The organism is Pseudomonas vancouverensis, assembly GCF_004348895.1.
GTDB lineage: Bacteria > Pseudomonadota > Gammaproteobacteria > Pseudomonadales > Pseudomonadaceae > Aquipseudomonas > Aquipseudomonas vancouverensis.
This window is the reverse complement of record NZ_RRZK01000036.1, coordinates 188,229-213,077: the sequence shown is the minus strand read 5'-3', so window position 1 is coordinate 213,077 and position 24,849 is coordinate 188,229. Positions and strand designations below refer to the sequence as shown.

Genomic DNA, 24,849 nt, shown 5'->3' with positions numbered 1-24,849 from the left:
AGCAGGTGTTCGCTGAGCTACGTAGGAAAGCTGGCGGCTTTTCGTAAAGAATTCGTTACGAATCTCCGTTTGAGGCGTCGCTATGGGGATTTGTGGGTTTGAAAGCCGCTGGAACTGTCACATAATCTTGACGACTATCTGCGCGCCTCAGCAGAAATATTCCCCGTGGGAGCGAGCTTGCTCGCGATGGACTTCAACGAAAACGCGTCCTTGCCGAATAACCGCGTTGCCTTGGCCTTCATCGCGAGCAAGCTCGCTCCCACAGGTTGTGTACGCCACTCACCGTTTTTTCAGGTCTTCATATGCGTATCAAAGTCCACTGCCAGAACCGCATCGGCATCCTGCGCGACATTCTCAATCTGCTGGTGGAGTACGGGATCAACGTCGCTCGCGGCGAGGTCGGCGGTGAGCATGGCAACGCCATCTATCTGCACTGCCCGAACCTGATCAACATCCAGTTCCAGGCCCTGCGTCCGAAATTCGAGGCGATTGCCGGGGTATTTGGCGTCAAGCGCGTAGGACTGATGCCCAGCGAGCGTCGGCACATGGAGCTCAATGCGCTGCTCGGCGCCCTGGAGTTTCCGGTGTTGTCGATTGATATGGGCGGTTCTATCGTCGCCGCCAACCGTGCAGCGGCGCAGTTGCTCGGCGTGCGTGTCGACGAAGTGCCGGGCATTCCGCTGTCACGTTATGCCGAAGACTTCGACCTGCCGGAACTGGTGCGGGCCAACAAGTCGCGAATCAACGGCATGCGGGTCAAGGTCAAGGGCGATGTGTTCCTCGCCGACATCGCGCCATTGCAATCGGAGCACGACGACAGCGAAGCCATGGCCGGTGCGGTGCTGACCTTGCACCGCGCCGACCGGGTCGGCGAGCGCATCTATAACGTGCGTAAACAGGAGCTACGTGGCTTCGACAGCATTTTCCAGAGTTCAAAGGTAATGGCCGCGGTGGTGCGCGAAGCCCGGCGCATGGCGCCACTGGACGCGCCGCTGTTGATCGAAGGCGAAACCGGCACCGGCAAGGAATTGCTGGCGCGGGCCTGTCACCTGGCCAGCCCGCGTGGTCAGTCGCCGTTGATGGCGCTCAATTGCGCCGGACTGCCGGAATCGATGGCCGAGACGGAATTGTTCGGTTACGGCCCGGGAGCCTTCGAAGGCGCACGAGCCGAAGGCAAGCTCGGCCTGCTGGAGTTGACGGCGGGCGGTACGTTGTTTCTCGATGGTGTCGATGAGATGAGTGCGCGCTTGCAGGTGAAACTCCTGCGCTTCCTGCAGGACGGCTGCTTCCGGCGTGTCGGCAGTGACGAGGAGGTTTATCTCGATGTGCGGGTGATCTGCGCCACCCAGGTCGACCTGTCGGAGCTGTGCGCCCGTGGGGAATTCCGCCAGGACCTGTACCACCGCTTGAACGTGCTGTCGCTGCACATTCCGCCGTTGCGCGAATGCCTCGACGGTTTGTCGCCGCTGGTCGAGCACTTCCTCGATCAAGCCAGCCGGCAGATCGGTTGTCCGTTGCCCAAGCTGGCGCCGGCGGCCATGGACCGGCTCAGTCACTACCATTGGCCCGGCAACGTACGCCAACTGGAAAACGTGCTGTTCCAGGCGGTCTCCCTGTGCGAGGGCGGCACGGTCAAGGCCGAGCATATTCGCTTGCCGGATTACGGTGTGCGTCAGCCCCTTGGCGATTTCTCCCTGGAAGGGGGGCTGGACGAGATTGTCGGGCGGTTCGAGAAGGCGGTGCTGGAGCGTCTCTATTCGGAGCATTCCAGTAGCCGACTGCTGGGCAAACGTCTGGGGGTTTCTCACACGACAATCGCCAATAAATTGCGCGAATACGAAATAGGCAAACTTGAACGTCAGGATTAGTTCGCCAGGTTCAAACAGGAATGTTTAATAGATGATAATTATTCCGGGCACTTCAAGTTGTTGTTGGAAGTGCCCGTTGTTTGCGCCGTTGATCTGAATCAGCGAGCCCTGCAGGCATGCCGTCTAAGCTCAGTTCAAAGTTTGGCAGGAGCGCAAGCCATGCCTTCAGCGGATGACGCATCCCAGCGAGTGCGCAAAGAAACTCGCCTGTTCTATTTTCTGATTGTTGTGCTGTTTCCCGCACTATCGGTGGTGATAGTGGGCGGCTACGGTTTTATTGTCTGGTTTCTGCAAATGTTGCTCGGTCCGCCTGGGCCGCCTCACTGATCGCTGCTTTTTTTAAAATGCGCGGAGTGCTGGTCATGGAAAAGACGCTGCATATTGCCAGTCTCGTAGTACTTGCTCGTCCCGCTCTTTTCGACGCGGTGAAGGCCAACTTGCGTCTTCTAAGCGGCGTTGAACTTCATCAGGAAAGCCCTGCCGGCAAACTGGTGGTGGTGCTCGAAACCGAGCATGAAAGCCAGATTCTTCAGCGCATCGATCAGATCAACCGCCTGCCCGGTGTGCTCAACGCTGCCCTGGTTTATCACGAAATGCTCGATGTCACGGGAGAAAGCCCATGCCTTTGACCCGGCGAGAGTTTGTCAAAGCCCAGGCGGCCGGAATTGCCGCAGCAGCGGCGGGACTTCCGGTATTCACCTCCGCCAGCAATCTGATCACCGAGGAAGACCGGGTTGCCCTGGACTGGAACAAGGCGCCCTGTCGTTTCTGCGGTACCGGCTGCAGCGTGATGGTGGCGACCAAGGACAATCGGGTGGTCGCGACCCATGGCGACGTGAAAGCCGAAGTCAATCGAGGACTGAATTGCGTCAAAGGTTATTTCCTGTCGAAGATCATGTACGGCGTCGATCGCCTGACGCAGCCATTGTTGCGCATGACTAACGGGCAATACGACAAGCAGGGTGAGTTTTACCCCGTGTCCTGGGCTCAGGCATTTGATGTCATGGAGTCGAAGTTCAAGGAAGCGCTGAAGAACAAGGGCTCCGATTCCATTGCCATGTTTGGTTCCGGGCAGTGGACTGTCTGGGAAGGCTACGCGGCCAACAAGTTGATGAAGGGCGGTTTTCGCTCGAACAATATCGACCCCAATGCGCGCCATTGCATGGCCTCGGCGGTGATGGGCTTCATGCGCACATTCGGTATCGATGAGCCGATGGGCTGTTACGACGACATTGAAGTCACCGATGCCTTTGTCCTGTGGGGTTCCAACATGGCCGAGATGCACCCGATTCTCTGGAGTCGGGTGACCGATCGGCGCCTGAGCCAGCCGAATGTGAAAGTGGCGGTGCTGTCGACGTTCGAGCATCGCAGTTTCGAACTGGCCGACATCCCGATGGTGTTCAAGCCGCAGACCGACCTGCTGATTCTCAACTACATCGCCAACCACATCATTGAAAGCGGCTCGGTGAACAAGGACTTCGTCAGCAAACATACGCGGTTCGCCAAAGGCACCGACGACATCGGCTACGGTTTGCGCGGGGATAATCCGCTGGAGAAAAAGGCGCGCAATGCCGACAAGGCCAACACCTGGAGCGATATCGACTTCGATCAGTTTGCCGCTTTCGTCAAACCCTACACCTTGGAACGTACCGCGAAGGAAAGCGGGGTGCCGGCCGAGCGTCTCAAGGCCCTGGCCGAGCTCTATGCCGACCCCAAGCGCAAGGTGGTGTCGTTCTGGACCATGGGTTTCAACCAGCACACGCGGGGCGTGTGGGCCAACAACCTGATCTACAACATTCACCTGCTGACCGGGAAAATCAGCGAGCCGGGCAACAGCCCTTTCTCCCTGACGGGGCAACCATCGGCGTGCGGGACGGCGCGGGAAGTCGGGACCTTTTCCCATCGCCTGCCAGCCGATCTTGTGGTCACCAACCCGGCGCATCGCGCCACGGCGGAAAAAATCTGGAAGCTGCCGCCGGGCACCATCAAGGAAAAGGTCGGGTTTCACGCCGTGCAGCAGAGTCGCATGCTCAAGGACGGCGTGCTCAATGTGTACTGGACCATGGCCAGCAACAACATGCAGGCAGGTCCCAACATCATGCAGGAAGTGTTGCCCGGTTGGCGTAACCCCGAGAACTTTGTGGTGGTCTCGGATGTGTACCCGACGGTCTCGGCGCAGGCGGCCGACCTGATTCTGCCCACCGCGATGTGGGTCGAGAAAGAGGGCGCCTACGGCAATGCCGAGCGGCGTACTCAGTTCTGGCATCAACTGGTCTCGGCGCCGGGCGAGGCGAAGTCGGATCTCTGGCAGTTGGTCGAGTTTTCCAAACGCTTCACCACCGATGAAGCCTGGCCGGCGGAGCTGCTGGCCGCTGCACCCGACTACAAGGGCAAGACCCTGTATGAGGTGCTGTTCAAGAATGGCCAGGTCGATCAGTTCCCGGCCGAGCAATTGGCCGCGGGCTTTCAGAATGACGAGGTCCGGGACTTCGGCTTTTATCTGCAGAAAGGCCTGTTCGAAGAGTACGCCCAATTTGGCCGCGGTCACGGTCATGACCTGGCACCTTTTGATCTTTATCACACCGAGCGCGGGCTGCGCTGGCCGGTGGTCGAGGGCAAGGAGACACGCTGGCGTTTCCGTGAGGGTTATGACCCGTACGTGGAGAAGGGCAGTGGTGTGCAGTTCTACGGTTATCCCGACAAGAAGGCGATCATCTTCGCCTTGCCTTTCGAGCCGCCGGCGGAATCTCCAGATGCGGATTTCCCGTTCTGGTTGAGCACCGGCCGGGTGCTGGAGCACTGGCACACCGGGACCATGACCCAGCGTGTCGAGGAACTCTACAAGGCGGTGCCGGCGGCCCTGGTCTATATGCATCCTGCTGACGCCAAGGCGTTGAATGCCCGTCGCGGCAGTGAGGTGAAACTGATCAGTCGACGCGGTGAAATGCGCGCGCGCATCGAAACCCGCGGGCGCAACAAGCCGCCTCAGGGTCTGGTGTTCGTACCGTTCTTCGATGCCAATCGGCTGATCAACAAGGTCACGCTGGATGCGACAGACCCTATCTCCAAGCAGACCGATTACAAGAAGTGTGCAATCCGCATCGAGCTGATCAGGACGGCATGAGGAGCGCTGTGATGAATGGTCGATTGCTGTCCTTGCTGCTTGCCTTGTTGCTGTGGTTGCCAGCGGCAATGGCGGCAGAGCCTGCCTATCCGCTGGACGCACCGGCGCCGGATGGTCGGCGTGCCGGTGGCACCCTGACCCAGGAGTTGCCGGCGCCGCCGCTTGCCGAAGATGAAAACAAAGACCTCAAGCGCGAGCGCAATTATCCCGAGCAGCCACCGACCATTCCCCACAGTATTCGTGGCTATCAGATCGACAAGAACAGCAACAAATGCCTGACCTGCCACAGTCGCGCCAACAGCGCCCGCACCCAGGCACCGATGATCAGCATTACCCACTATATGGATCGCGATGGTCAGGCGCTGGCCGCGGTTTCACCCCGTCGCTACTTCTGCAACCAGTGCCATGTGCCGCAGAAAGACGTGAAGCCGCTGGTGGACAACAGCTTCAAGAATATTGACCAGGTGCTGCAAGACGAAATCAACGGCCAGCAGAAACCTTAAGGAGAGGCCATGAAATCCGTGCTTGCTCTGCTCAAGGATTACTGGGGTGTGCTGCGCCGGCCCAGTGTGCATTACAGCCTGGGCTTCCTGACCCTGGGCGGGTTCATTGCCGGGGTGATTTTCTGGGGTGGTTTCAATACTGCGCTGGAAGCGACCAATACCGAGAAGTTCTGCATCTCCTGTCATGAGATGCGTGACAACGTTTACGTCGAGTTGCAGGACACCATCCACTACACCAATCGCTCCGGTGTGCGCGCAACCTGTCCGGATTGTCACGTCCCCCATGAGTGGACGCACAAGATCGCCCGCAAGATGCAGGCGTCCAAAGAGGTCTGGGGCAAGGTCTTCGGTACCATCGATACTCGTGACAAGTTCCTCGATATGCGCCGCGAACTGGCCGAGCACGAATGGTCGCGGCTCAAGGCCAATGACTCGCGGGAGTGCCGCAACTGTCACAACTTCGAGTTCATGGATTTCACTCGCCAGAGCAAGCGCGCCGCCAGCATGCACTCCACTTCGCTGGCCAGCGGGCAGGCGACCTGTATCGACTGCCACAAGGGCATTGCCCACAAGCTGCCGGACATGAGCGGCGTCAAAGGCTGGTAGCCGAACGGGCCTGTCGTTTGCACGGTTGCCGCCGAGCGGCATGAACGCGCCGGTTTTTCGACTTTGACACAATTGCCCATCCCCGCCTGATTGTCCCCAAGTCCCGTGTTTAAAGGGCTTCACCTCTCTGCAAGCAAGTTGGTCTGCAATTTGCTACAGCCTGCGCAGTACAGCAGCGGACGGCAAACGTCCGGCAGGCAGAGGAAAGATCGTGGACAAGTACCTTTATGTGGCAATGACCGGCGCCAGCCAGAATGCACTGGCGCAGAAGGCTCATGCCAACAACCTCGCGAACATCTCCACCAACGGCTTCCAGAAAGACCTGGAGCAGGCCCGTTCGATGCCGGTGTTCGGTGACAGCTTTCCGGCGCGGGCGTTTGCCATGTCCGAACGCCCGGCCACCGACTTCTCCCCTGGCTCGCTGGTACAGACCGGTCGCGACCTCGACGTTGCCGTGCAAGGCAATGGCTGGATCGCGGTGCAGAACCCCGACGGTGGCGAAAGCTACGTGCGCACCGGCAGCCTGAATGTCGACGCCTTGGGCGTGTTGCGCGCCGGCAACGGCATGCCGGTCATGGGCAATGGCGGGCCGATTGCCGTGCCGCCCGAGCAACAGATCGAAGTGGGCGAGGACGGCACCATCAGCATCCGTGCGATGGGCGAAGGCCCGCGTGTGATGGCCGAAGTCGACCGCATCAAGCTGGTCAATCCGGACATCAAGAACATGACCAAAGGCCTGGACGGTTCGATCCACACCAAGGATGGTCAGCCGGCACCCGCCGATGCCGACGTCAAGCTGGTGTCCGGTTTCCTTGAGTCGAGCAACGTCAATGCCGTGGAGGAAATGACTTCGGTGTTGGCTTTGTCCAAGCAGTTCGAGCTGCACATCAAGATGATGAACACCGCCAAAGACGATGACCAGGCCATGGCTCGGGTCTTGCAGATCAGCTAATTATCAGAACGTCGCGCCGTAAAACAGGCGCACGAGGAGAATCGAATGCTTCCGGCTCTATGGGTTGCCAAAACCGGTCTGTCCGCCCAGGACACCAACCTGACCACCATTTCCAACAACCTGGCGAACGTATCGACCACGGGTTTCAAACGTGACCGCGCCGAGTTCCAGGATCTGCTCTACCAGATCAAGCGTCAGCCAGGCGCCCAGTCGACCCAGGACAGCGAACTGCCGTCGGGTCTGCAATTGGGTACTGGTGTGCGCATCGTTGGCACCCAGAAAAACTTCACCGCCGGTAGTCTGCAAACCACCGAGCAGCCTCTGGACATGGCCATCGACGGCCGTGGTTTCTTCCAGATCCTGCAACCGGATGGCACCACGTCCTACACCCGTGACGGTACCTTCCACCTCGATTCCAACGGCCAGATCGTCAACGCCAGCGGCTTCGCCCTGGAACCGGCCATCGTCATTCCGAACGACGCGCAGACCTTCACGGTCGGCCGCGACGGCACCGTGTCCATCACCATCGCCGGCAACCCGGCCGCCCAGGTGATCGGCAACTTGCAGACCGCCGACTTCATCAACCCGGCCGGCTTGCAGGCCGTGGGCAACAACCTGTTCCTGGAAACCGCTGCCAGCGGTGCACCGCAGGTTGGCACACCGGGTCTGAATGGCTTCGGCTCGATGCTGCAGAACACCCTGGAAACGTCCAACGTCAGCACCGTTGAGGAGATGGTCAACATGATCACCACCCAGCGTGCCTACGAGATGAACTCCAAGGTGATCTCCACCGCCGACCAGATGCTCTCGTTCGTAACGCAGAATCTGTAATCAAGTCTATGAGGCGGCATGAAGCCGCCTGCAACACCGTGAGGTAGGGTCATGAATCGCTATGTATCTGTTCTGGCACTGAGTGGGATCACCGCGCTCGCGGGCTGCGTCGCGCCGACGCCCAAGCCCAATGACCCTTACTACGCCCCGGTGTTGCCGCGCACGCCATTGCCGGCTGCAGCGAACAACGGCTCGATCTACCAGGCCGGTTTTGAACAGAACCTCTACAGCGACCGCAAGGCGTACCGGGTTGGTGACATCATCACCATCACCCTGAACGAGAAGACCCAGGCCAGTAAGAACGCCAACTCGCAGATCGACAAGAACAGCAAGACCGGCATCGGCCTGACCTCGCTGTTCGGCTCCACGCCCAACACCAACAACCCGTTTGGCAGTGGCGACCTGAGCATCAACGCCAGCTATGAAGGCGATCGCGCGACCAAGGGCGACAGCAAGGCAGCCCAGGGCAACACTCTGACCGGCTCGATCACGGTAACGGTTGCCGATGTCTTGCCCAACGGCATCATCGCCGTACGCGGCGAGAAGTGGATGACCCTCAACACCGGCGACGAGCTGGTGCGCATTGCCGGTCTTGTACGTGCCGATGACATCGCCACCGACAACACCGTGTCCTCGACCCGTGTCGCCGACGCACGCATCACCTACTCGGGCACCGGTTCGTTTGCCGATGCGAGTCAGCCAGGCTGGTTCGACCGTTTCTTCCTCAGCCCGCTGTTCCCTTTCTAGGTGGCTACGTTGAATTTCAGAAGTCTCATGGTTGCCGCGCTGATGCTGTCCGCGGCGTTCAACGCTCAAGCCGAGCGCCTGAAGGATATCGCCAGCATTTCCGGCGTGCGTTCCAACCAGTTGATCGGTTACGGCCTGGTGGTCGGGCTTAACGGCACCGGCGACCAGACGACGCAAACCCCGTTCACCCTGCAGACCTTCAACAACATGCTCTCGCAGTTCGGCATCAAGGTGCCGCCCGGCTCGGGCAACGTGCAGTTGAAGAACGTCGCAGCGGTGTCGATCAGTGCCGATCTGCCGGCGTTCGCCAAGCCGGGGCAACAGGTCGACATCACGGTTTCCTCTATCGGTAACTCCAAGAGCCTGCGCGGCGGCACCTTGCTGCTGACTCCGCTCAAGGGTATCGACGGCAACGTCTACGCCGTGGCCCAGGGTAACCTGGTCGTGGGCGGCTTCGATGCCGAAGGTCGCGACGGCTCGAAGATCACCGTCAACGTTCCGTCGGCCGGTCGTATTCCGGGCGGTGCGTCGGTGGAGCGCGCGGTACCGAGCGGTTTCAACCAGGGCAACAGCCTGACACTGAACCTCAACCGTTCCGACTTCACCACGGCCAAGCGTATCGTCGACAAGATCAACGACATGCTCGGCCCTGGCGTGGCCCAGGCCATCGACGGCGGCTCGATTCGCGTCACCGCGCCACTCGATCCAAGCCAGCGGGTCGACTACCTGTCGATTCTGGAAAACCTCGAAATCGATCCGGGCCAGGCGGTGGCGAAAGTCATCATCAACTCCCGTACCGGCACCATCGTGATCGGGCAGAACGTAAAAGTTTCGCCAGCCGCCGTAACCCACGGCAGCCTGACCGTGACCATCACCGAAGACCCGATCGTCAGTCAGCCCGGCCCGCTGTCCAACGGACAGACCGCGGTCGTGCCGCGTTCGAAAGTCAACGCCCAGCAGGAAGCCAAGCCGATGTTCAAGTTCGGCCCGGGTACCACCCTCGACGAAATCGTCCGTGCGGTGAACCAGGTCGGCGCGGCGCCGGGTGACTTGATGGCGATCCTCGAAGCGCTGAAACAGGCCGGCGCGTTGCAAGCCGACCTGATCGTGATCTGAGGCCGACCATGGTGGATATGCGCAAGAGCGGTCTGGTCAGCAGTAGCGATTCGGGGTCCTATTCGGACCTCAATCGACTGAACCAGCTCAAGGTCGGTGACAAGAACAGCGACGGCAACATGCGCAAGGTGGCGCAGGAGTTCGAGTCGTTGTTCCTCGGTGAAATGCTCAAGTCCATGCGCTCGGCCACCGAAGCGTTGGGCCAGGACAATCCGCTCAATACCCCGGCTGCCAAGCAGTACCAGGAAATGTACGACCAGCAGTTGGCCGTATCCATGTCCCGCGAGGGCGGCGGCATTGGTCTGGCCGACGTGTTGATGCGCCAGATGTCGAAGAACAAGCCAATGGCCCCAGGCGAGGCGGCGGCTGCGTCGCTGGCCAAGCAGGAAGCGGCGAAAGCGGCGGTGCAAACCCCGGTTGCCGCCGGTACGGTCGGGCTCAATGGCCCGCTGTCGCGGGTCAACGGCCAGCGCCCGTTGTGGGCTTCGCGTTCCATCCACACGCCGCAAGAGGCGGGCGAAGGTTCCCATCGCAATGACATGGCGCTGATCAACCAGCGGCGTCTGGCGCTGCCGCCGAAACTCGCGGATCGCTTGCTCGCCGGTCTGGTGCCTTCGGCGACTGCCCCGGCGACAACCGCCAGCAAAATCCTGTTGCCCGAACGCGCCACGGCCACCACCACCGGTGCCGGGCCGCTGTACAACGGTGACTGGTTGCCGACCGCGCAACAGCCTTCCACTGCCGGCATGCAGATTTACGGCCGTGCCATGGCGCAGATTCCGCTGGCGCCGGCGAAGAAAGCCTTCAGCTCCGCCGATGATTTCGTCAACACCATGCTGCCGATGGCCAAGGAAGCCGCGGCGCGCATCGGCGTCGATCCGCGTTACCTGGTGGCCCAGGCGGCGCTGGAAACCGGTTGGGGCAAATCGGTCATGCGCCAGCAAGACGGCACCAGCAGTCACAACCTGTTCGGCATCAAGGCCGGGGACAGTTGGCAGGGCAATTCGGCACGGGCGATCACCAGCGAATTCAGGAACGGGCAGATGGTCAAGGAGACGGCGCAGTTCCGTTCCTACGACTCCTACAAGGACAGTTTCCATGACCTTGTGACTTTGCTGCAGACCAATAATCGCTATCAAGATGTCGTGAAGTCGGCCGATAACCCAGAACAGTTTGTACGCGAGTTGCAAAAGGCCGGTTACGCGACCGACCCAGACTACGCAAGCAAGATTTCGCAGATAGCCAAGCAGATGAACAGTTACCAGAACTACGCTGCGGCGGGCGTTTCAACCACGCCTTTATAGACACAAGGTATAAGGTCTGAATCATGAGTTTGCTCAATATCGGGATGTCGGGGCTCAGTGCTGGTCAGAACGCATTGGTGACCACGGGCAACAACATCGCCAACGTCGACACTGCCGGGTACTCGCGTCAGCAAAACGTGCAGAGCACCAAAGGCTCGGTTCAGTACGGTAACGTGTTCATCGGCACCGGCACCACGCTGGCCGATGTGCGCCGCGTCTATAACTCCTATCTTGATGCCCAGTTGCGCACAGCGACCTCCCTCGACAGCGAGTCGTCCGCCTACAACGCCCAGGCCACGCCGCTCGATGCCACGCTGTCGGACACCAACACCGGCTTGACCGGCGTGCTGCAGAAGTTCTTCACCTCGATGCAAGGCGTGGCGACCTCGGCCACCGACGACACTTCGCGTCAGTCGGTGCTGACCGGCGCGCAGGCCCTGGCCAGCCGTTTCAACTCGATTTCCAAGCAGTTGACCGACCAGAACAACACGCTCAATGGCAACCTGTCGGACATGGCGTCCCAGGTGAACAAGCTGTCGAGCACCATCGCCACGCTGAACCAGAAGATTTCCGAACTTTCCACTGGCAACAGCCAGCCGAACGACCTGCTCGACAGTCGCAACGAGGCCGTGCGCCAGTTGTCGCAACTGGTCGGTGCGCAGGTGGTTGAGCGCGGCACCAGCTACGACGTGTACGTCGGCAGCGGTCAGCCACTGGTGGTTGGCAACACCACCAATACCCTGGAAACCGTCCCGAGCGCGGACGATCCGTCGCGCATGGCGCTGCAACTGAATCGCGGCACCAGCACCATCGACATCACTCAGGTAGTCAGCGGCGGCTCGATCGGTGGTCTGCTCACCTACCGCAAGGAAGTACTTGACCCGTCGCTCAATGAGCTGGGCCGTGTTGCGCTGGTGGTCGCCGACCAGATGAACAGCCAGCAGGCGCAAGGCATCGACAAGAACGGTGACTTCGGCGCGGCGATCTTCAACAACATCAACAGTGCCGCGCTGATCAGTCAGCGCAGCATTGCCCAGGCCGGCAACAGCGCAGGTTCGGGCAACCTCGATGTCACCATCAAGAACACCGGCCAACTGACCACCAGCGATTATCAGGTGACCTTCACCAGTGCCACTGACTACACGGTCAAGCGTTCGGACGGCACCGACATGGGCTCGTTCAGCACCACCACGACCCCAGCGCCGGTGATCGACGGCTTCAGCCTGAACCTCAACGGCGGCGCGGTTGCCGCGGGTGATTCGTTCAAGGTCACGCCGACCCGTGGCGCTGCCGCGAGTATCCAGGTCGTGCTGTTCGATCCGAAGAAAATTGCCGCCGCCGCACCGTTGACCGGCGTGACCAGTGCCAACAACACCGGTACCTACACCCAGCCGACGCTGACCAGCACCATCGATATCTACAACCCGGCGTCGCAAGCGGAAATGCAGACCGCGCTGAAGTACTCGACGCCGGTCAAGGTGGTGTTCGGTGCGGCCAGCGGTGGCAGCCAGAGCTACAACCTGGTCGATGCCAAAGGCAATCCGCTGGGCAGCGGCACCATCGTTCCGGGCCAGAGCAACACCCTGAATCTGAAAGTCGGCATGGTCGACTCCACGGGGGCGCCGATCATGGACACCACCGTGACGCCGAACGTGCAGAAGACCTTCACCGTGCAGACCACGGTCGGTGGCAACCCCACCAGCGGTGAAAGCTTCACCATCAACATGACCGGTGCGGCGTCTTCGGACAACCGCAACGCGCAGGCGCTGGTCGGTCTGCAAACCAAACAGACCGTGGACACAGGTTCAGGCAGCGGCGGCATCAGCCTGACCGACGCCTACGGCAAGCTGGTGACCAACGTCGGTGCCAAGGCCGCCCAGGGCAAGTCCGACAGTGATGCCACTTCGGCGATCCTGGCCAACGCCAAGGGCGCGCGGGATTCCAACTCCGGGGTCGACCTGGATGAAGAAACCGGCAACCTGGTCAAGTACCAGCAGTACTACACCGCTTCGTCGCAGATCATCAAAGCGGCGCAGGAAATCTTCAGCACGCTGATCAACAGCCTTTAAGGAGTCGTAATTCATGCGCATTTCCACCGCCCAGTATTACGAGATGACCGCTGCCAGTTATCAGCGCAACTTCAACAAGGCCATCGCGACCAGTGCCGAAGCCAGCAGCCTGACGCGCATCAACACCGCCGCCGACGATCCGATCGGTGCCGGTCGCCTGCTTGCCTTGGGTCAGCAAAGCGCCGCGCTGGACCAGTACGGCACCAACATCGACAGCACCAAGAGTGCCTTGAGCCTGCAGGAAACCACGCTGACTTCCATCGGTACCGCCTTGCAGCGCGCCAAGGAACTCGCCCTGGCGGCCAGCAACGGCACGGCCACCGACGCCGATCGCAAGGCCTATGCCTCGGAGCTGGGGCAGATCCAGCAACAGGTGCTGGGCCTGATGAATTCCAAGGATTCGAACGGCAACTACCTGTTCTCCGGTTCGAAAACCGACACCGCGCCTTACTCGCAGAATGCCGACGGCACCTACACCTACAACGGTGACCAGACCCAGATCAACCTGGGCATTGGCGATGGCATGAACGTGGCGACCAATACCACCGGTTGGGATGCGTTCCAGCAGACCATCAACACCAGCCGCACCCAGACCACCATGACCGCTCCGGCGGTGGATGACGGTCGCGTGGTGCTGTCCAACGGCACCGTCGGCACGAGCTCCACCTACAACGCCAAGTTCTCCGGCGGCCAGCCTTACACCGTCAGCTTCCTGAGCAGCACCCAGCTGAAGATCACCGACGCGCTGGGTAACGATGTGACGGCCGAAGCCAGCCAGAACGGTGTCATCAGCAACGCCAACGGCGCCAACCAGACCGTCAGCTTCCGTGGCGTCGACCTGAAGTTGAACATCAACCTCAAATCCACCGACACCAACCCGGACGCCGTCATCGCCGGCCACAGCTTCACCCTGGCGTCTACCCCGGACAGCTTCAATGCTTCGCGCAGCCCGGGCAATACCTCGACTGCGGTGATCACCGGCTCCAGCGTGACCAACCAGACCGCGTACACCAACGCATTCCCGTCGGGCGGGGCGATCCTCAAGTTCACCAGCGCGACTGACTTCGACCTGTACGCGGCACCGATCACCGCCGACAGCAAACCGGTGTCGTCGGGTACCGTGAGCGGTGGCAATGCCACAGCGGCAGGCGTGACCTTTGCCCTGGGCGGTGGTACGCCGGCGTCTGGCGACCAGTTCGTGATCAACTCCAACAACCATCAGACCCAGAACGTGCTCGACACCCTGGGCCAGATGATTACCGCACTCAATGCACCGAGCGACGGCAGCGCGGTGGCCAAGCAGAATTTCCTCGGCGCCATGGAATCGGGTCTGGGTAACATCGACAGTGCTGCCAACCAGATCGGCACGGCCATCACCTCGATCGGTGCTCGCGGTCAGGCACTGGACAACCAGTCGGCGACCAACGAGAGCCTGAGCCAGGCGAACACCACCAGCCAGTCGGCCATTCGTGATTCGGACCCGGCGGAGGTCATGACGCGCCTGACCCTGCAGCAGACCATGCTGCAAGCGGCACAACTGGCGTTCAGCAAGATTTCCCAACTGGGTCTGTTCAACAAGATCTGACGGTGGTCGGGCGCCCCGGCGCCCGATGACCTTGCCCCTTCAGTCGTAATCGTCTTTTTGCGGTTTCAACGGGCTCGCTTTCAGGGCGGGCTCGCGCCGCCTGTGAGCCCTCCGTGAATTCACTCCCGCTTGTCAGCCTGGTCATTCCCGCCTTCAACCCACGTTTTTTCGGTCGTGCCCTGCACACCGCCGTGAGTCAGAGCTACGGCAACCTGGAAATCATTGTTTGCGATGACAGTCGCGGTTACGAGATCGGAGACATGGTCGCCTCGGTGAACGAGCAGGAGCATCGCGTGCGTTATGTGCGCAATGCGCAGACGCAGGGCATGGTGGGCAATCTGCTGACTTGTCTGGAAGAGGCCAAAGGCGAATACATCAAGTTTCTCTGTGATGACGATCAGCTGTTCTCCGCCTGCATCGAGCGTCAGGCGCAGGCGCTGATCGATTGCCCGGACGTCAATCTGGTGGTGGCGCAACGGCTGCTCTGGGACGCTGATGACATGCCGCTGCCGTCGCGCCTGGAAAACACCCCGCTGTCGCCCGTCGGCGGCGTGTTCAAGGGTGATGACCTGCTGGCGATTTTCGAGAATTTCCCGGTCAACATCCTCGGCGGTTTCAGCAACGCGCTGTTCCGTCGCGCCGACCTGCTCGAACTGTTCCCGGCCTTGACCCAACCTGGCCACTGCTTTGTCGCGACCCTGGATTTTGCCCTGTACATCTGCCTGATGCGCCGTGGCAATCTGGCGATGTCCAACCATGTGCTCAGCGTCGAGCGCCTGTACCCCGATCGCCTGAGCAGCCAGCAGGCGATGAAGGACGCGGCGGAAATCGAGCGGCAATGGCTGTCGCAGATGCTCAAGGCGCGCAGTGGCGAATCTGCACCGGCCCAAGGCTGGGTGCGCTATATCCCGTTGACCCGGGTGGACGAATCGCCACGGGTCTGGGAAGAGCTGCCCCTGAGCCGTACCCTGGGCACCAAGCAGACCACGCAGGGCTGGCACGTCGGCATCGCCAGTGTCAGTTTCTCGCAGCTGTATGCGCAGTGGCTGGAATGCCGCCTGCTGACCGATGGCCAGCGCGAACACTTGCCCGACACCTTGGCCGACTGGCCCGTCACGCCGAAAATCGTCCCGGTCATCATTGACGAGGAGGGCAGCCGTTCGGCGCTGGACGTGACCCTGCAATCGCTCGCGGCGCAGGATTACCCGGCACAGATGACCCTCGTCTTGTCGGCGGCGTGCACCAGCGCCGAACTGGACGGACGGATCTTTCGCTTGCCGCTGCAGGATGACTGGCAACAACAGGTCAACGAGCTGTTGCCGCAACTGGACGGTGCCGACTGGTTCTACCTGCTGCGCGCCGGCGATCGTCTGGTAGCGCCGGCGCTCTTGGTGATGGCCGAGCGAATCGCCCACAACCGCGACTTCACCTGCCTGTACAGCGACGAAGGCGGATTGTCCCAGGGTGAGTCGACCGAGCCGGCTTTCAAGCCTGATTTCAACCTCGACCTGATGCGCAGCTATCCCTACGTCGGCCGTGCCCTGGCGTTCGAGCGCGAGCGTTTTCTGGCGCTGGGTGGCTTTGACAGCGAGTTCGGTGAACTGGCGCCTCACGATGTGCTGTGGCGCATGGTCGAGCAGGACGGCACGCAGGTAGTCGGCCATGTTGCCGAGGTCTTGCTCGAGTCGGCGCTGGACCTGGCCAAATGGTTGTCGCTGGCGCAAGTGGTCGACACCAACCCGCTGCTGCTCGAGGCGCACCTGCAACGCCTGGGCATCGCCCATGAGATTCGCAGCGGCAGTTCGCAGATTCTCAATCGCGTCGATTACCTGCATGCCGAGCGGCCGCTGGTGTCGATCATCATTGCCAGTCGCGACCAGACCAGCGCGGTGCAACGCTGCGTCGAGAGCCTGCTGGAGAAAACCACCTACAGCGAGTACGAATTGCTGCTGGTGGACAATGGCAGCGAAGGCGCTGACGCCCGCGCCTGGTTCGATGGCATGGCGCAGCTGGGCAGTGAGCGGATTCGTGTGCTGAGCCTCGCGCAGCCAGGCAGTGCCGCAGCGGTGCGCAATGCTGCCGTGAGTCAGGCGGCTGGCGACTATGTGCTGATGCTCAATCCCTACACCGTCATCACCCAGGGCGACTGGTTGGCGGAAATGCTCAATCACGCCCAGCGTGCGGAAGTCGGCGTGGTCGGCGCCAAGCTTTACAACCCCGATGGTCGCGTATTGCATGCCGGGTTGATCCTCGGCCTGCAAGGGCCGGCCGGCGTGCCGTTCTTTGGCGAGACTCTGCAGGCAGCGGGCTACATGTTCCGCTTGCAGGTCGCCCATGATTTCAGCGCCGTCGGCGGCGATTGCCTGATGGTGCGCAAGGCGGTTTTCGAGGCCATCGGTGGCCTGGATGAACAGGACCTGGCGCAGTCCCTGAATGAAGTGGACCTGTGTCTGCGTGTCGGCCAGGCAGGTTATCTGGTGGTCTGGACGCCCCACGCGCAATTGGCGCTGGGCGCGCAGCCTGTGGTTGTTGCGCAAGAGGGTGACCAGGCGCGCAGCGAGCTGGAGCAGGAGGTTTTCTACAAGCGCTGGTTGCCCATCGTTGCCCGCGACCCGGCCTATAACAGCAACCTCGCCTTGCAAGGCCTGGGCGGTGCGAGTTTCAGGCTCGAACCTGGCCTGCGCGCCGGCTGGACCCCGTTTTCCCGGACGCAGTTGCCGAAGATCCTTGCATTGCCGGTCAACGCTTCGGCGATCGGCCATTATCGGGTAACCCAGCCGCTGATCGAGCTTGAGGCGGCGGGCCGTGCGGACGGGCGCATCCATTACAATCTGCCGACCATCATCGAAGTCGAGCGTATGGCGCCTGACGTGATCATCTTGCAGGGGCGCTACTCCGAAGGACCGATCAACGAGATCCCGAGCCTGCAGAAATATTCCAGCGCACGGCGTATCTACGAACTCGATGATTTCGTGATCAACGTCCCGCACCGCAACGCGCATATCCGCAACATGCCGGGCAAGGACGAGATGGAAAAGCTGGTCCGTCGCGCCATCGGCATGTGCGATCGCGTGGTGGTTTCCACCGAGTCGCTGGGCAATGCCTTGTCCGACATGCATCACGACATTCGCGTGGTGCCGAACATGTTGGCCGCGCACCTGTGGACCGACCTGCGCAGCCAGCGCCGCACCTCGAAAAAACCACGGGTCGGCTGGGGCGGAGGCACCAGTCACCACGGCGACCTGGCGGTGATCGCCGACGTGGTTCGCGAACTGGCCAACGAAGTCGACTGGGTGTTCTTCGGCATGTGCCCGGACGATCTGCGTCCGTACATGCATGAGTTCCATGGCGTGATCAGTCTGGACGACTACCCGGCCAAACTCGCCAGCCTGAACCTCGACCTGGCCCTGGCGCCGCTGGAGTTCCATATCTTCAACGACTGCAAGAGCAACCTGCGCTTGCTGGAGTACGGTGCCTGCGGTTACCCGGTGATCTGCACCGACACCGAGGCCTATCGCGGTTACCTGCCGTGCACGCGGATCAAGACCAATACCACCGACGAGTGGCTGCAAGCGATCCGCATGCACCTGGCCGACCCGGAGGCCAGCTATCGCATGGGCGACGAGTTGCACGAGATTGTCCTGCGTGACTACGTGCTGCGCGGCGACAACCTGCGTTACTGGGAGAACGGCTGGCTGGCGGATTGATCGCCAACAACCACCCCTTGAACAGGCGACTCTTGAGTCGCCTGTTTTTTTTTACGCCAGGAACCGGCGTTTTCCACACGAGCAGCACGGCACGGAAAGAGCTGGCGCGTTTCCTGCAAGTCCCCCTCATATCGCCATAAAACGAGCACTTCCGGCAGGTCTGGAGGGGTTCGCAACGGCAGGCATGTTTTACCCAGATGGCCCGCAAAAGCTTGAGACAGCTTGGTTGAGCCCGGTGACGAACAAGAGGGGAAGGGGATGAAGGCAGTTATTTTGGCGGGTGGCCTCGGCACGCGGATCAGCGAAGAGTCGCACCTCAAGCCCAAGCCGATGATCGAGGTCGGCGGCAAGCCAATTCTCTGGCACATCATGAAGCAGTACTCCGCGCACGGTATCCACGATTTCGTGATCTGCCTGGGCTACAAGGGCTACGCGATCAAGGACTTCTTCGCCAACTACTTCCTGCACACCTCCGACGTCACCTTCGACATGCGCAACAACCGCATGGACGTTCATCAGAACTACAGTGAGCCATGGCGCGTCACGCTGATCGACACCGGTGAAGAGACCATGACCGGCGGCCGTTTGCGCCGCGCCCGGCGTTATGTCGAAGACGAACAAGCCTTCTGTTTCACCTACGGCGACGGCGTGTCCGACCTGAACATCGGCGCTCTGGTCGACTTTCACCTGAACCACGGAAAACTGGCCACCGTAACCGCCGTACAACCGCCGGGCCGCTATGGCGCGCTCAATCGCGACGGCGACCGTGTGCTGGGTTTTACCGAGAAACCTCGCGGTGACGGTGGCTGGATCAATGGCGGCTTCTTTGTCCTTTCGCCCAAGGTGTTGCCGTTGATCGAAGGTGACGACACGTCCTGGGAGTCCGGCCCGCTGGACGGCCTGGCCGAGCGTGGCGAACTCATGGCGTTCCAGCATGATGGCTTCTGGCAGCCGATGGACACCCTGCGTGACAAGAATCACCTCGAAGCCTTGTGGCAAAGCGGGGAGGCCCCATGGAAGCAATGGGACTGAGCCCGCAATTCTGGCGCGGTAAACGGGTTCTGGTCACCGGTCACACCGGTTTCAAGGGCAGTTGGCTGACACTCTGGCTGCAAAGCCTGGGGGCCGAAGTCAGCGGGTTTTCCCTGGACCCGTCCACCGAGCCGAGCCTGTTCGAACTGGCGCGCGTCCACGAAGGCATCAATGATTACCGGGGTGACCTGCGTGACCTCGGCGCCTTGCTGGAGCTGATCGTCGACACCCAGCCGGAAATCGTTCTGCACCTGGCGGCGCAGCCACTGGTGCGCGAAGGTTATCGCGACCCCCTGGGCACCTATTCCAGCAACGTCATGGGCACCCTCAACCTGTTGGAAGCGATCCGCCAGGTCGGAAGCGTGCGCGCCTGCGTGCTGGTGACCACGGACAAGGTCTACGCCAATCAGGAGTGGGCCTGGCCCTACCGTGAGAACGAAGCCCTGGGCGGTCACGACCCGTACAGCAGCAGCAAGGCTTGCTGCGAATTGCTGGCGCAGTCCTACGCCGCTTCTTTCTTCCCCGCCGACAAACACGCCGAGCATGGCCTGGCGCTGGCCACCGCTCGCGCCGGCAACGTGCTCGGTGGTGGCGACTTCGCCCCGGAGCGCCTGATTCCCGATGTGCTGCGCGCCTGGTCGGCGGACGAGCCGGTGACCTTGCGTTACCCGCAAGCGGTGCGTCCGTGGCAACACGCACTGGAGCCGTTGGCCGGGTATCTGCAACTGGCGGCTGGCCTTTATGAACAAGGCCCGAAGTTCGCCGGTGCGTGGAATTTCGGTCCCGGTGAAACGGACATGTGCAGCGTCGGCGACGTCGTCGAACTGCTCGCCAATCGCTGGCCGCAAGCACGCGGGTTGCGTATCGAACCGAGTGAAATGCATGAGGCCGGGCTGTTGCGCCTGGACAGCAGCCGTGCCCGCCAATTGCTGGCCTGGCAACCGCGCTGGTCGCTGCAGGAATGCCTGACGCACACCCTGGACTGGCATCTGGCGTGGCAGAACGGCGATGACATGCGCGCGATCACCCTGGGTCAATTGAACCTGTACCGAGGCGCGCTGTGAGTGAATTTCTGCTGAAAGCGTTGCCGCTGGACGGTCTGTTCAGCGTGCAACACAAACGCTTCGAAGACGACCGTGGGCATTTCGCCCGGTTGTTTTGCGAAGGCAGCCTCAGTGCGTTTGGCCAGGCTTTCCATATCCGTCAGATCAATCACTCCTGCACCCGTGAACGGGGCAGCGTGCGTGGCCTGCATTATCAGAATGCCCAGGCGCCGGAAGCCAAGCTGATCACCTGCCTGCGCGGTGAGGTCTGGGACGTGGCGGTGGACCTGCGTCCCGACTCGGCAACCTTCCTCCAGTGGCACGCCGAACACCTGCGTGCCGGTGATGGTCGCAGCCTGTTGATTCCGGCCGGGTTCGCCCACGGCTTCCAGACCCTGACCGCCGACGCCGAACTGCTTTACCTGCACAGCAACGACTACACGCCGGAACACGAGGGCGGGTTGTCGGTGAACGATCCGCGGCTGGCGATCAGTTGGCCATTGCCTGTCAATAATCTGTCGGTGCGCGACGCCAGTCATCCGCCGCTCGACGAACATTTCGCCGGAGTGCGTCTATGAATTGCCGTGGATGCGGTACTGCGTTGACCCTGCCCCTGATCGATCTGGGCACCTCGCCACCGTCCAACGCCTACGTGCGCGCCGATCAACTGGAACAGGCCGAACAGTGGGTGCCGTTGAAGGTTGCCGTGTGCCAGCAATGCTGGCTGGTGCAAACCGAGGACTACACCAGCGCCGACAGCCTGTTCGATGCCGAGTACGCCTATTTCAGCTCGTTCTCCAGCACCTGGCTGGCCCACGCCGAGCGTTATGTCGGCGAGATGGTCGAGCGCTTCGGCCTGACCGCTGACAGCCGCGTGGTGGAAATTGCCGCCAACGACGGTTACCTGTTGCAGTACGTGGCCAGGCGCGGCATTGCCTGCCTGGGCGTCGAGCCGACCCGCAGCACCGCGCAGGCGGCACGGGAAAAGGGCCTGGAGATTCGCGAATTGTTTTTCGGTCGCGAGACGGCCGTGCAACTGAGCCGCGAGGGCTGGAGCGCCGACCTGATGGCGGCCAACAATGTGTTGGCGCACGTACCGGACATCAATGATTTTCTCGCCGGTTTTGCGACCCTGCTCAAGCCGACGGGCGTGGCGACTTTCGAGTTTCCACAACTGCTGACGCTGATGGCCGGCCAGCAATTCGACACGCTGTATCACGAACACTATTCCTACCTGTCGCTGACCGCGGTGCAGGCTTTGTGCGAACGCAATGGCCTGCACGTTTTCGATGTCGCCCAGTTGCCGACCCACGGCGGCTCGCTGCGGGTCTTCGTGCAGCGCCTGGATGGTCAGCGCCGCGAGGTGCAGCCTGCCGTGCAACAGCAATTGCAGGCCGAACTCGCCGCCGGGGTAAAAACCCCTGAGTACTACGCCACCCTGGCGCCGGCTGCCGAACGCATCAAGCACGAGCTGCTGCGCTTCCTGTTGCAGGCCAAGGCCGAAGGCAAGCGCGTGGTCGGCTACGGCGCCGCGGCCAAGGGCAACACGCTGCTCAACTACGCCGGGGTCAAACCGGACCTGCTGGCCTGGGTCGCGGATGCCAACCCCCACAAGCAGGGCAAATACCTGCCGGGCAGTCGCATTCCCATCGTGTCGCCGGCGCAGATCGACATCGAGAAGCCCGATTACGTCCTGGTGCTGCCGTGGAACCTGCTCGACGAGATCACCCAGGCGTTTGCCGGTATCCGTGCGTGGGACGGTCGTTTTGTCATCGCCATTCCTGAGTTGATCATTCGATGAGCCGAATTCATTACACCAAGCCCAGCGTTGGTGAGCTGGAAGCCGAATACGTCCTCGACGCCGTTCGCCATGGCTGGGGCGAACGCTGCTACGAGTACCTGACCCGTTTCGAAAAGGCCTTTGCCGAACACGTCGGCGCGACCTATGCGATCGCCACCTCCAGTTGCACCGGTGCGTTGCACATGGGCATGGCGGCACTGGGCATCGGCGCCGGTGACGAAGTGATTCTGGCCGACACCAACTGGATCGCCTCGGCGGCGCCGATCACCTACCTGGGCGCCACGCCGGTGTTCGTCGACGTGCTGGCGGACAGCTGGTGTCTTGATCCGCAAGCCGTACGCCAGGCGATCACGCCGCGGACCAAGGCGATTGTGGCGGTGCACCTCTACGGCAACCTCTGTGACCTCGATGCCTTGCTGGCCATCGGTCGCGAGTTCGGCCTGCCGGTCATTGAAGACGCGGCCGAAGCGATCGGCTCGCAATGGCGCGGTCGCGCGGCCGGATCGCTGGGGGCATTCGGTGCCTTCTCGTTCCATGGCACCAAGACCATGACCACGGGCGAAGGCGGGATTTTCGTGACCTCCGACAAGGCCCTGTACGAGCGCGTCCTGACCTTGTCCAACCACGGGCGGGTGGCAGGCAGCAGCAAACAGTTCTGGCCGGATTTTCTCGGTTTCAAATACAAGATGAGCAACCTGCAAGCCGCCGTCGGCTGTGCGCAGGTCGAGCGCATCGACGCGTTGATCGAGCGCAAGCGGGCGATCTTCGCCAACTACGCCAATGCACTGGCCGATCTGCCGGGCCTGTCCATGAACCCTGAACCCGAGCATGGGCGTAACGGTTACTGGATGCCCACCGTGGTGTTTGACAGCGAATTGCAAATCACGCGGGACAGGCTGATCGCCGCGTTCCAGGCCGCGGACATCGAGGCCCGGGTGTTTTTCTGGCCGTTGTCGTCCTTGCCGATGTTCAGCGAGATCAAGGCGGACAGTCCTGTGGCGTACTCGCTGCCGGAGCGTGCGATCAATCTTCCGAGCTACCACGACATGACCGATGCCGATCAGCTTCGTGTCGTCGAGGTGTTACGCAGCCTGGTACTGAAAAGGACGCAGCTGTGAAGATGTTTCTGCTGGGGGCGGCCAATCCTGAAGCGGTGCGGATGATCCTCACGTTGCAGCGCACTGCGCCGCACGTGCAGTTCGCCTTCCTCGATAACGACCCGGCGAAACAGGGCACGCTGTTTCATGGCGTGCCGGTGGTCGGCGGTACGGCCAGGGTGCGCGAGCTGAAAGGCCCCGACACCCGCTTCGTCAACCTGATTACCGGCAGCACGGAGCTGCGTTGTCGCACCACCCGCGAGATCGTCGAAGCCGGCGGCACCCTCGGCGATTTCATCCATCCGGGCATCGACCTGACGATGGTCAGCCATGGCGTCGGTACCTACTTGCAGGAAGGCGTGATCATGCAGGCGCAGGTCAGCCTGGGTGACAACAGCAGCATCAGTGCCGGCAGCGTTGTCGGTCATGAAGGGCGGATCGGCCATTCGGTGTTCCTCGCGCCGGGCGTGTGCATCGCCGGCTGTGTCGACATCGGCGATGGCACGTTCATCGGCACCAACGCCACGATCCTGCCGCGCTTGCGCATCGGTCGCTGGGTCACCATCGGTGCCGGCGCGGTGGTGACCAAAGACGTTCCAGACTACGCGGTCGTGGCGGGCAACCCCGCCAGGATCATCAAGACCAACCCGGTTTCCTTTCAAGACGGTCGGGTTTTCAGCTAACCGCCGCGGCAAATTTTCGGAGAGTTTGTAATGAATCCTCATGAGCAGTTTCGTGAAGAAGTAAAGAGCAACATCGAAGGCCTGCAGCAGGACAAAGCCCTGCAAGCCGAGTCGCTGGACTGGGTTGGCACCACGGCCAAACACAAGTACACCTACAACTTCAGCTGGATGGGCCGCCCGATCATTCAGTTCCCCCAGGACATGGTCGCCATGCAGGAGATCATCTGGGCACTGCGGCCGGACATCATTGTCGAGACCGGCATCGCCCACGGCGGCTCGTTAGTGTTTTACGCCTCGATGCTCGAACTGATCGGCCACGGCGAAGTGCTGGGTGTCGACATCGATATTCGCCAGCACAACCGTGAAGCGATCGAAGCGCACCCGATGAGCAAGCGCATCCAGATGATCCAGGGTTCGAGCATCGATCCGGCCATCGTCGAGCAGGTGCGTCAGCGCGTCGAAGGCAAAAAAGTGCTGGTGGTGCTGGACTCCAACCACACCCACGAACACGTCCTCGAAGAGCTGCGTGCCTACGCACCGATGACCTCGGTGGGCAGCTACTGCGTGGTGATGGACACGGTGGTTGAAGACATGCCGGAGGACGCCTTCCCGGATCGTCCGTGGGGCAAGGGTGACAACCCGAAGACCGCGGTATGGGCCTACCTGGAAGAGAACCGCGATTTCGAGATCGACCAGGCCATTCACAGCAAGTTGCTGATCACCGTCGCGCCGGATGGCTATCTGCGTCGCGTGCGTTAATCGACAAGACATCGTTGGGTTT

The 24,849-nt window shown here is 61.4% G+C and carries 21 protein-coding genes; all 21 read left to right on the top strand.

The annotated features are described in order from the left end of the window. The first annotated feature begins 302 nt into the window (after positions 1-302). The 21 genes from EIY72_RS28685 (at position 303) to EIY72_RS28585 (ending at position 24,827) form a co-directional block, all read left to right on the top strand. Entirely contained in the window at positions 303-1,868 is a 1,566-nt protein-coding gene (locus EIY72_RS28685) for a sigma-54-dependent transcriptional regulator (RefSeq protein WP_093225253.1), read from the top strand. A gap of 159 nt (positions 1,869-2,027) precedes the next feature. Further along, entirely contained in the window at positions 2,028-2,195 is a 168-nt protein-coding gene (locus tag EIY72_RS28680) for a periplasmic nitrate reductase, NapE protein (RefSeq protein ID WP_093225251.1), read from the top strand. A 35-nt stretch (positions 2,196-2,230) separates the two neighbouring features. Further along, positions 2,231-2,497 carry a chaperone NapD gene (locus tag EIY72_RS28675; RefSeq protein ID WP_093225248.1) on the top strand — a complete coding sequence of 89 codons (267 nt, stop codon included), beginning with the start codon at positions 2,231-2,233 and terminating at the stop codon, positions 2,495-2,497. Beyond that, the gene (gene napA, locus EIY72_RS28670; RefSeq protein WP_093225246.1) at positions 2,488-4,992 is read left to right on the top strand and encodes a nitrate reductase catalytic subunit NapA; all 2,505 of its coding nucleotides are present in this window, start codon (positions 2,488-2,490) and stop codon (positions 4,990-4,992) included. Before EIY72_RS28675 ends, napA begins: the two co-directional genes overlap by 10 nt. Before the next feature lie 11 nt (positions 4,993-5,003). Beyond that, positions 5,004-5,495 (top strand): nitrate reductase cytochrome c-type subunit, encoded by a 492-nt coding sequence (locus EIY72_RS28665; protein WP_093225244.1) that lies wholly within the window; start codon positions 5,004-5,006, stop codon positions 5,493-5,495. A gap of 9 nt (positions 5,496-5,504) precedes the next feature. Then, positions 5,505-6,101 (top strand): cytochrome c3 family protein, encoded by a 597-nt coding sequence (locus EIY72_RS28660; RefSeq protein ID WP_093225241.1) that lies wholly within the window; start codon positions 5,505-5,507, stop codon positions 6,099-6,101. Between the two features lie 211 nt (positions 6,102-6,312). Then, positions 6,313-7,053, top strand: a complete 741-nt coding sequence (locus EIY72_RS28655) for a flagellar basal body rod protein FlgF (protein WP_093225238.1) — start codon at positions 6,313-6,315, stop codon at positions 7,051-7,053. A gap of 45 nt (positions 7,054-7,098) precedes the next feature. Further along, positions 7,099-7,884: a flagellar basal-body rod protein FlgG gene (flgG, locus tag EIY72_RS28650; RefSeq protein WP_093225235.1), complete on the top strand. Its 786-nt coding sequence runs from the start codon at positions 7,099-7,101 to the stop codon at positions 7,882-7,884. Positions 7,885-7,935: 51 nt separating this feature from the next. Further along, positions 7,936-8,631, top strand: coding sequence for a flagellar basal body L-ring protein FlgH (gene flgH, locus EIY72_RS28645; RefSeq protein ID WP_093225232.1), 696 nt, complete (start codon positions 7,936-7,938; stop codon positions 8,629-8,631). Between the two features lie 27 nt (positions 8,632-8,658). Further along, a complete protein-coding gene (locus EIY72_RS28640; protein WP_093225229.1) occupies positions 8,659-9,747 on the top strand; it encodes a flagellar basal body P-ring protein FlgI in 1,089 nt (362 codons plus the stop codon). Positions 9,748-9,758: 11 nt separating this feature from the next. Next, entirely contained in the window at positions 9,759-11,051 is a 1,293-nt protein-coding gene (flgJ, locus tag EIY72_RS28635) for a flagellar assembly peptidoglycan hydrolase FlgJ (RefSeq protein WP_093230687.1), read from the top strand. 23 nt (positions 11,052-11,074) lie between these two features. Next, entirely contained in the window at positions 11,075-13,120 is a 2,046-nt protein-coding gene (gene flgK, locus EIY72_RS28630; RefSeq protein ID WP_093225226.1) for a flagellar hook-associated protein FlgK, read from the top strand. 13 nt (positions 13,121-13,133) lie between these two features. Then, positions 13,134-14,705: a flagellar hook-associated protein 3 gene (locus tag EIY72_RS28625; protein WP_093225223.1), complete on the top strand. Its 1,572-nt coding sequence runs from the start codon at positions 13,134-13,136 to the stop codon at positions 14,703-14,705. Between the two features lie 113 nt (positions 14,706-14,818). Beyond that, on the top strand, positions 14,819-18,412 hold the full coding sequence (locus tag EIY72_RS28620; protein WP_093225220.1) for a glycosyltransferase: 3,594 nt from the start codon (positions 14,819-14,821) through the stop codon (positions 18,410-18,412). 258 nt (positions 18,413-18,670) lie between these two features. Continuing rightward, on the top strand, positions 18,671-19,444 hold the full coding sequence (gene rfbF / locus EIY72_RS28615; protein WP_093225213.1) for a glucose-1-phosphate cytidylyltransferase: 774 nt from the start codon (positions 18,671-18,673) through the stop codon (positions 19,442-19,444). Next, the gene (gene rfbG, locus EIY72_RS28610) at positions 19,426-20,508 is read left to right on the top strand and encodes a CDP-glucose 4,6-dehydratase (protein WP_093225210.1); all 1,083 of its coding nucleotides are present in this window, start codon (positions 19,426-19,428) and stop codon (positions 20,506-20,508) included. The genes rfbF and rfbG overlap by 19 nt, the downstream gene beginning before the upstream one ends. Continuing rightward, positions 20,505-21,065 (top strand): dTDP-4-dehydrorhamnose 3,5-epimerase family protein, encoded by a 561-nt coding sequence (locus EIY72_RS28605; RefSeq protein WP_093225207.1) that lies wholly within the window; start codon positions 20,505-20,507, stop codon positions 21,063-21,065. Before rfbG ends, EIY72_RS28605 begins: the two co-directional genes overlap by 4 nt. Further along, a complete protein-coding gene (locus tag EIY72_RS28600; protein ID WP_093225205.1) occupies positions 21,062-22,288 on the top strand; it encodes a class I SAM-dependent methyltransferase in 1,227 nt (408 codons plus the stop codon). Before EIY72_RS28605 ends, EIY72_RS28600 begins: the two co-directional genes overlap by 4 nt. Next, positions 22,285-23,406, top strand: coding sequence for a DegT/DnrJ/EryC1/StrS family aminotransferase (locus EIY72_RS28595; RefSeq protein WP_093225202.1), 1,122 nt, complete (start codon positions 22,285-22,287; stop codon positions 23,404-23,406). Before EIY72_RS28600 ends, EIY72_RS28595 begins: the two co-directional genes overlap by 4 nt. Continuing rightward, positions 23,403-24,068: an acetyltransferase gene (locus EIY72_RS28590; RefSeq protein WP_093225198.1), complete on the top strand. Its 666-nt coding sequence runs from the start codon at positions 23,403-23,405 to the stop codon at positions 24,066-24,068. Before EIY72_RS28595 ends, EIY72_RS28590 begins: the two co-directional genes overlap by 4 nt. Before the next feature lie 30 nt (positions 24,069-24,098). Then, complete coding sequence (locus tag EIY72_RS28585) at positions 24,099-24,827, top strand: cephalosporin hydroxylase family protein (RefSeq protein WP_093225195.1); 729 nt, start codon at positions 24,099-24,101, stop codon at positions 24,825-24,827. Positions 24,828-24,849 lie beyond the last annotated feature (22 nt).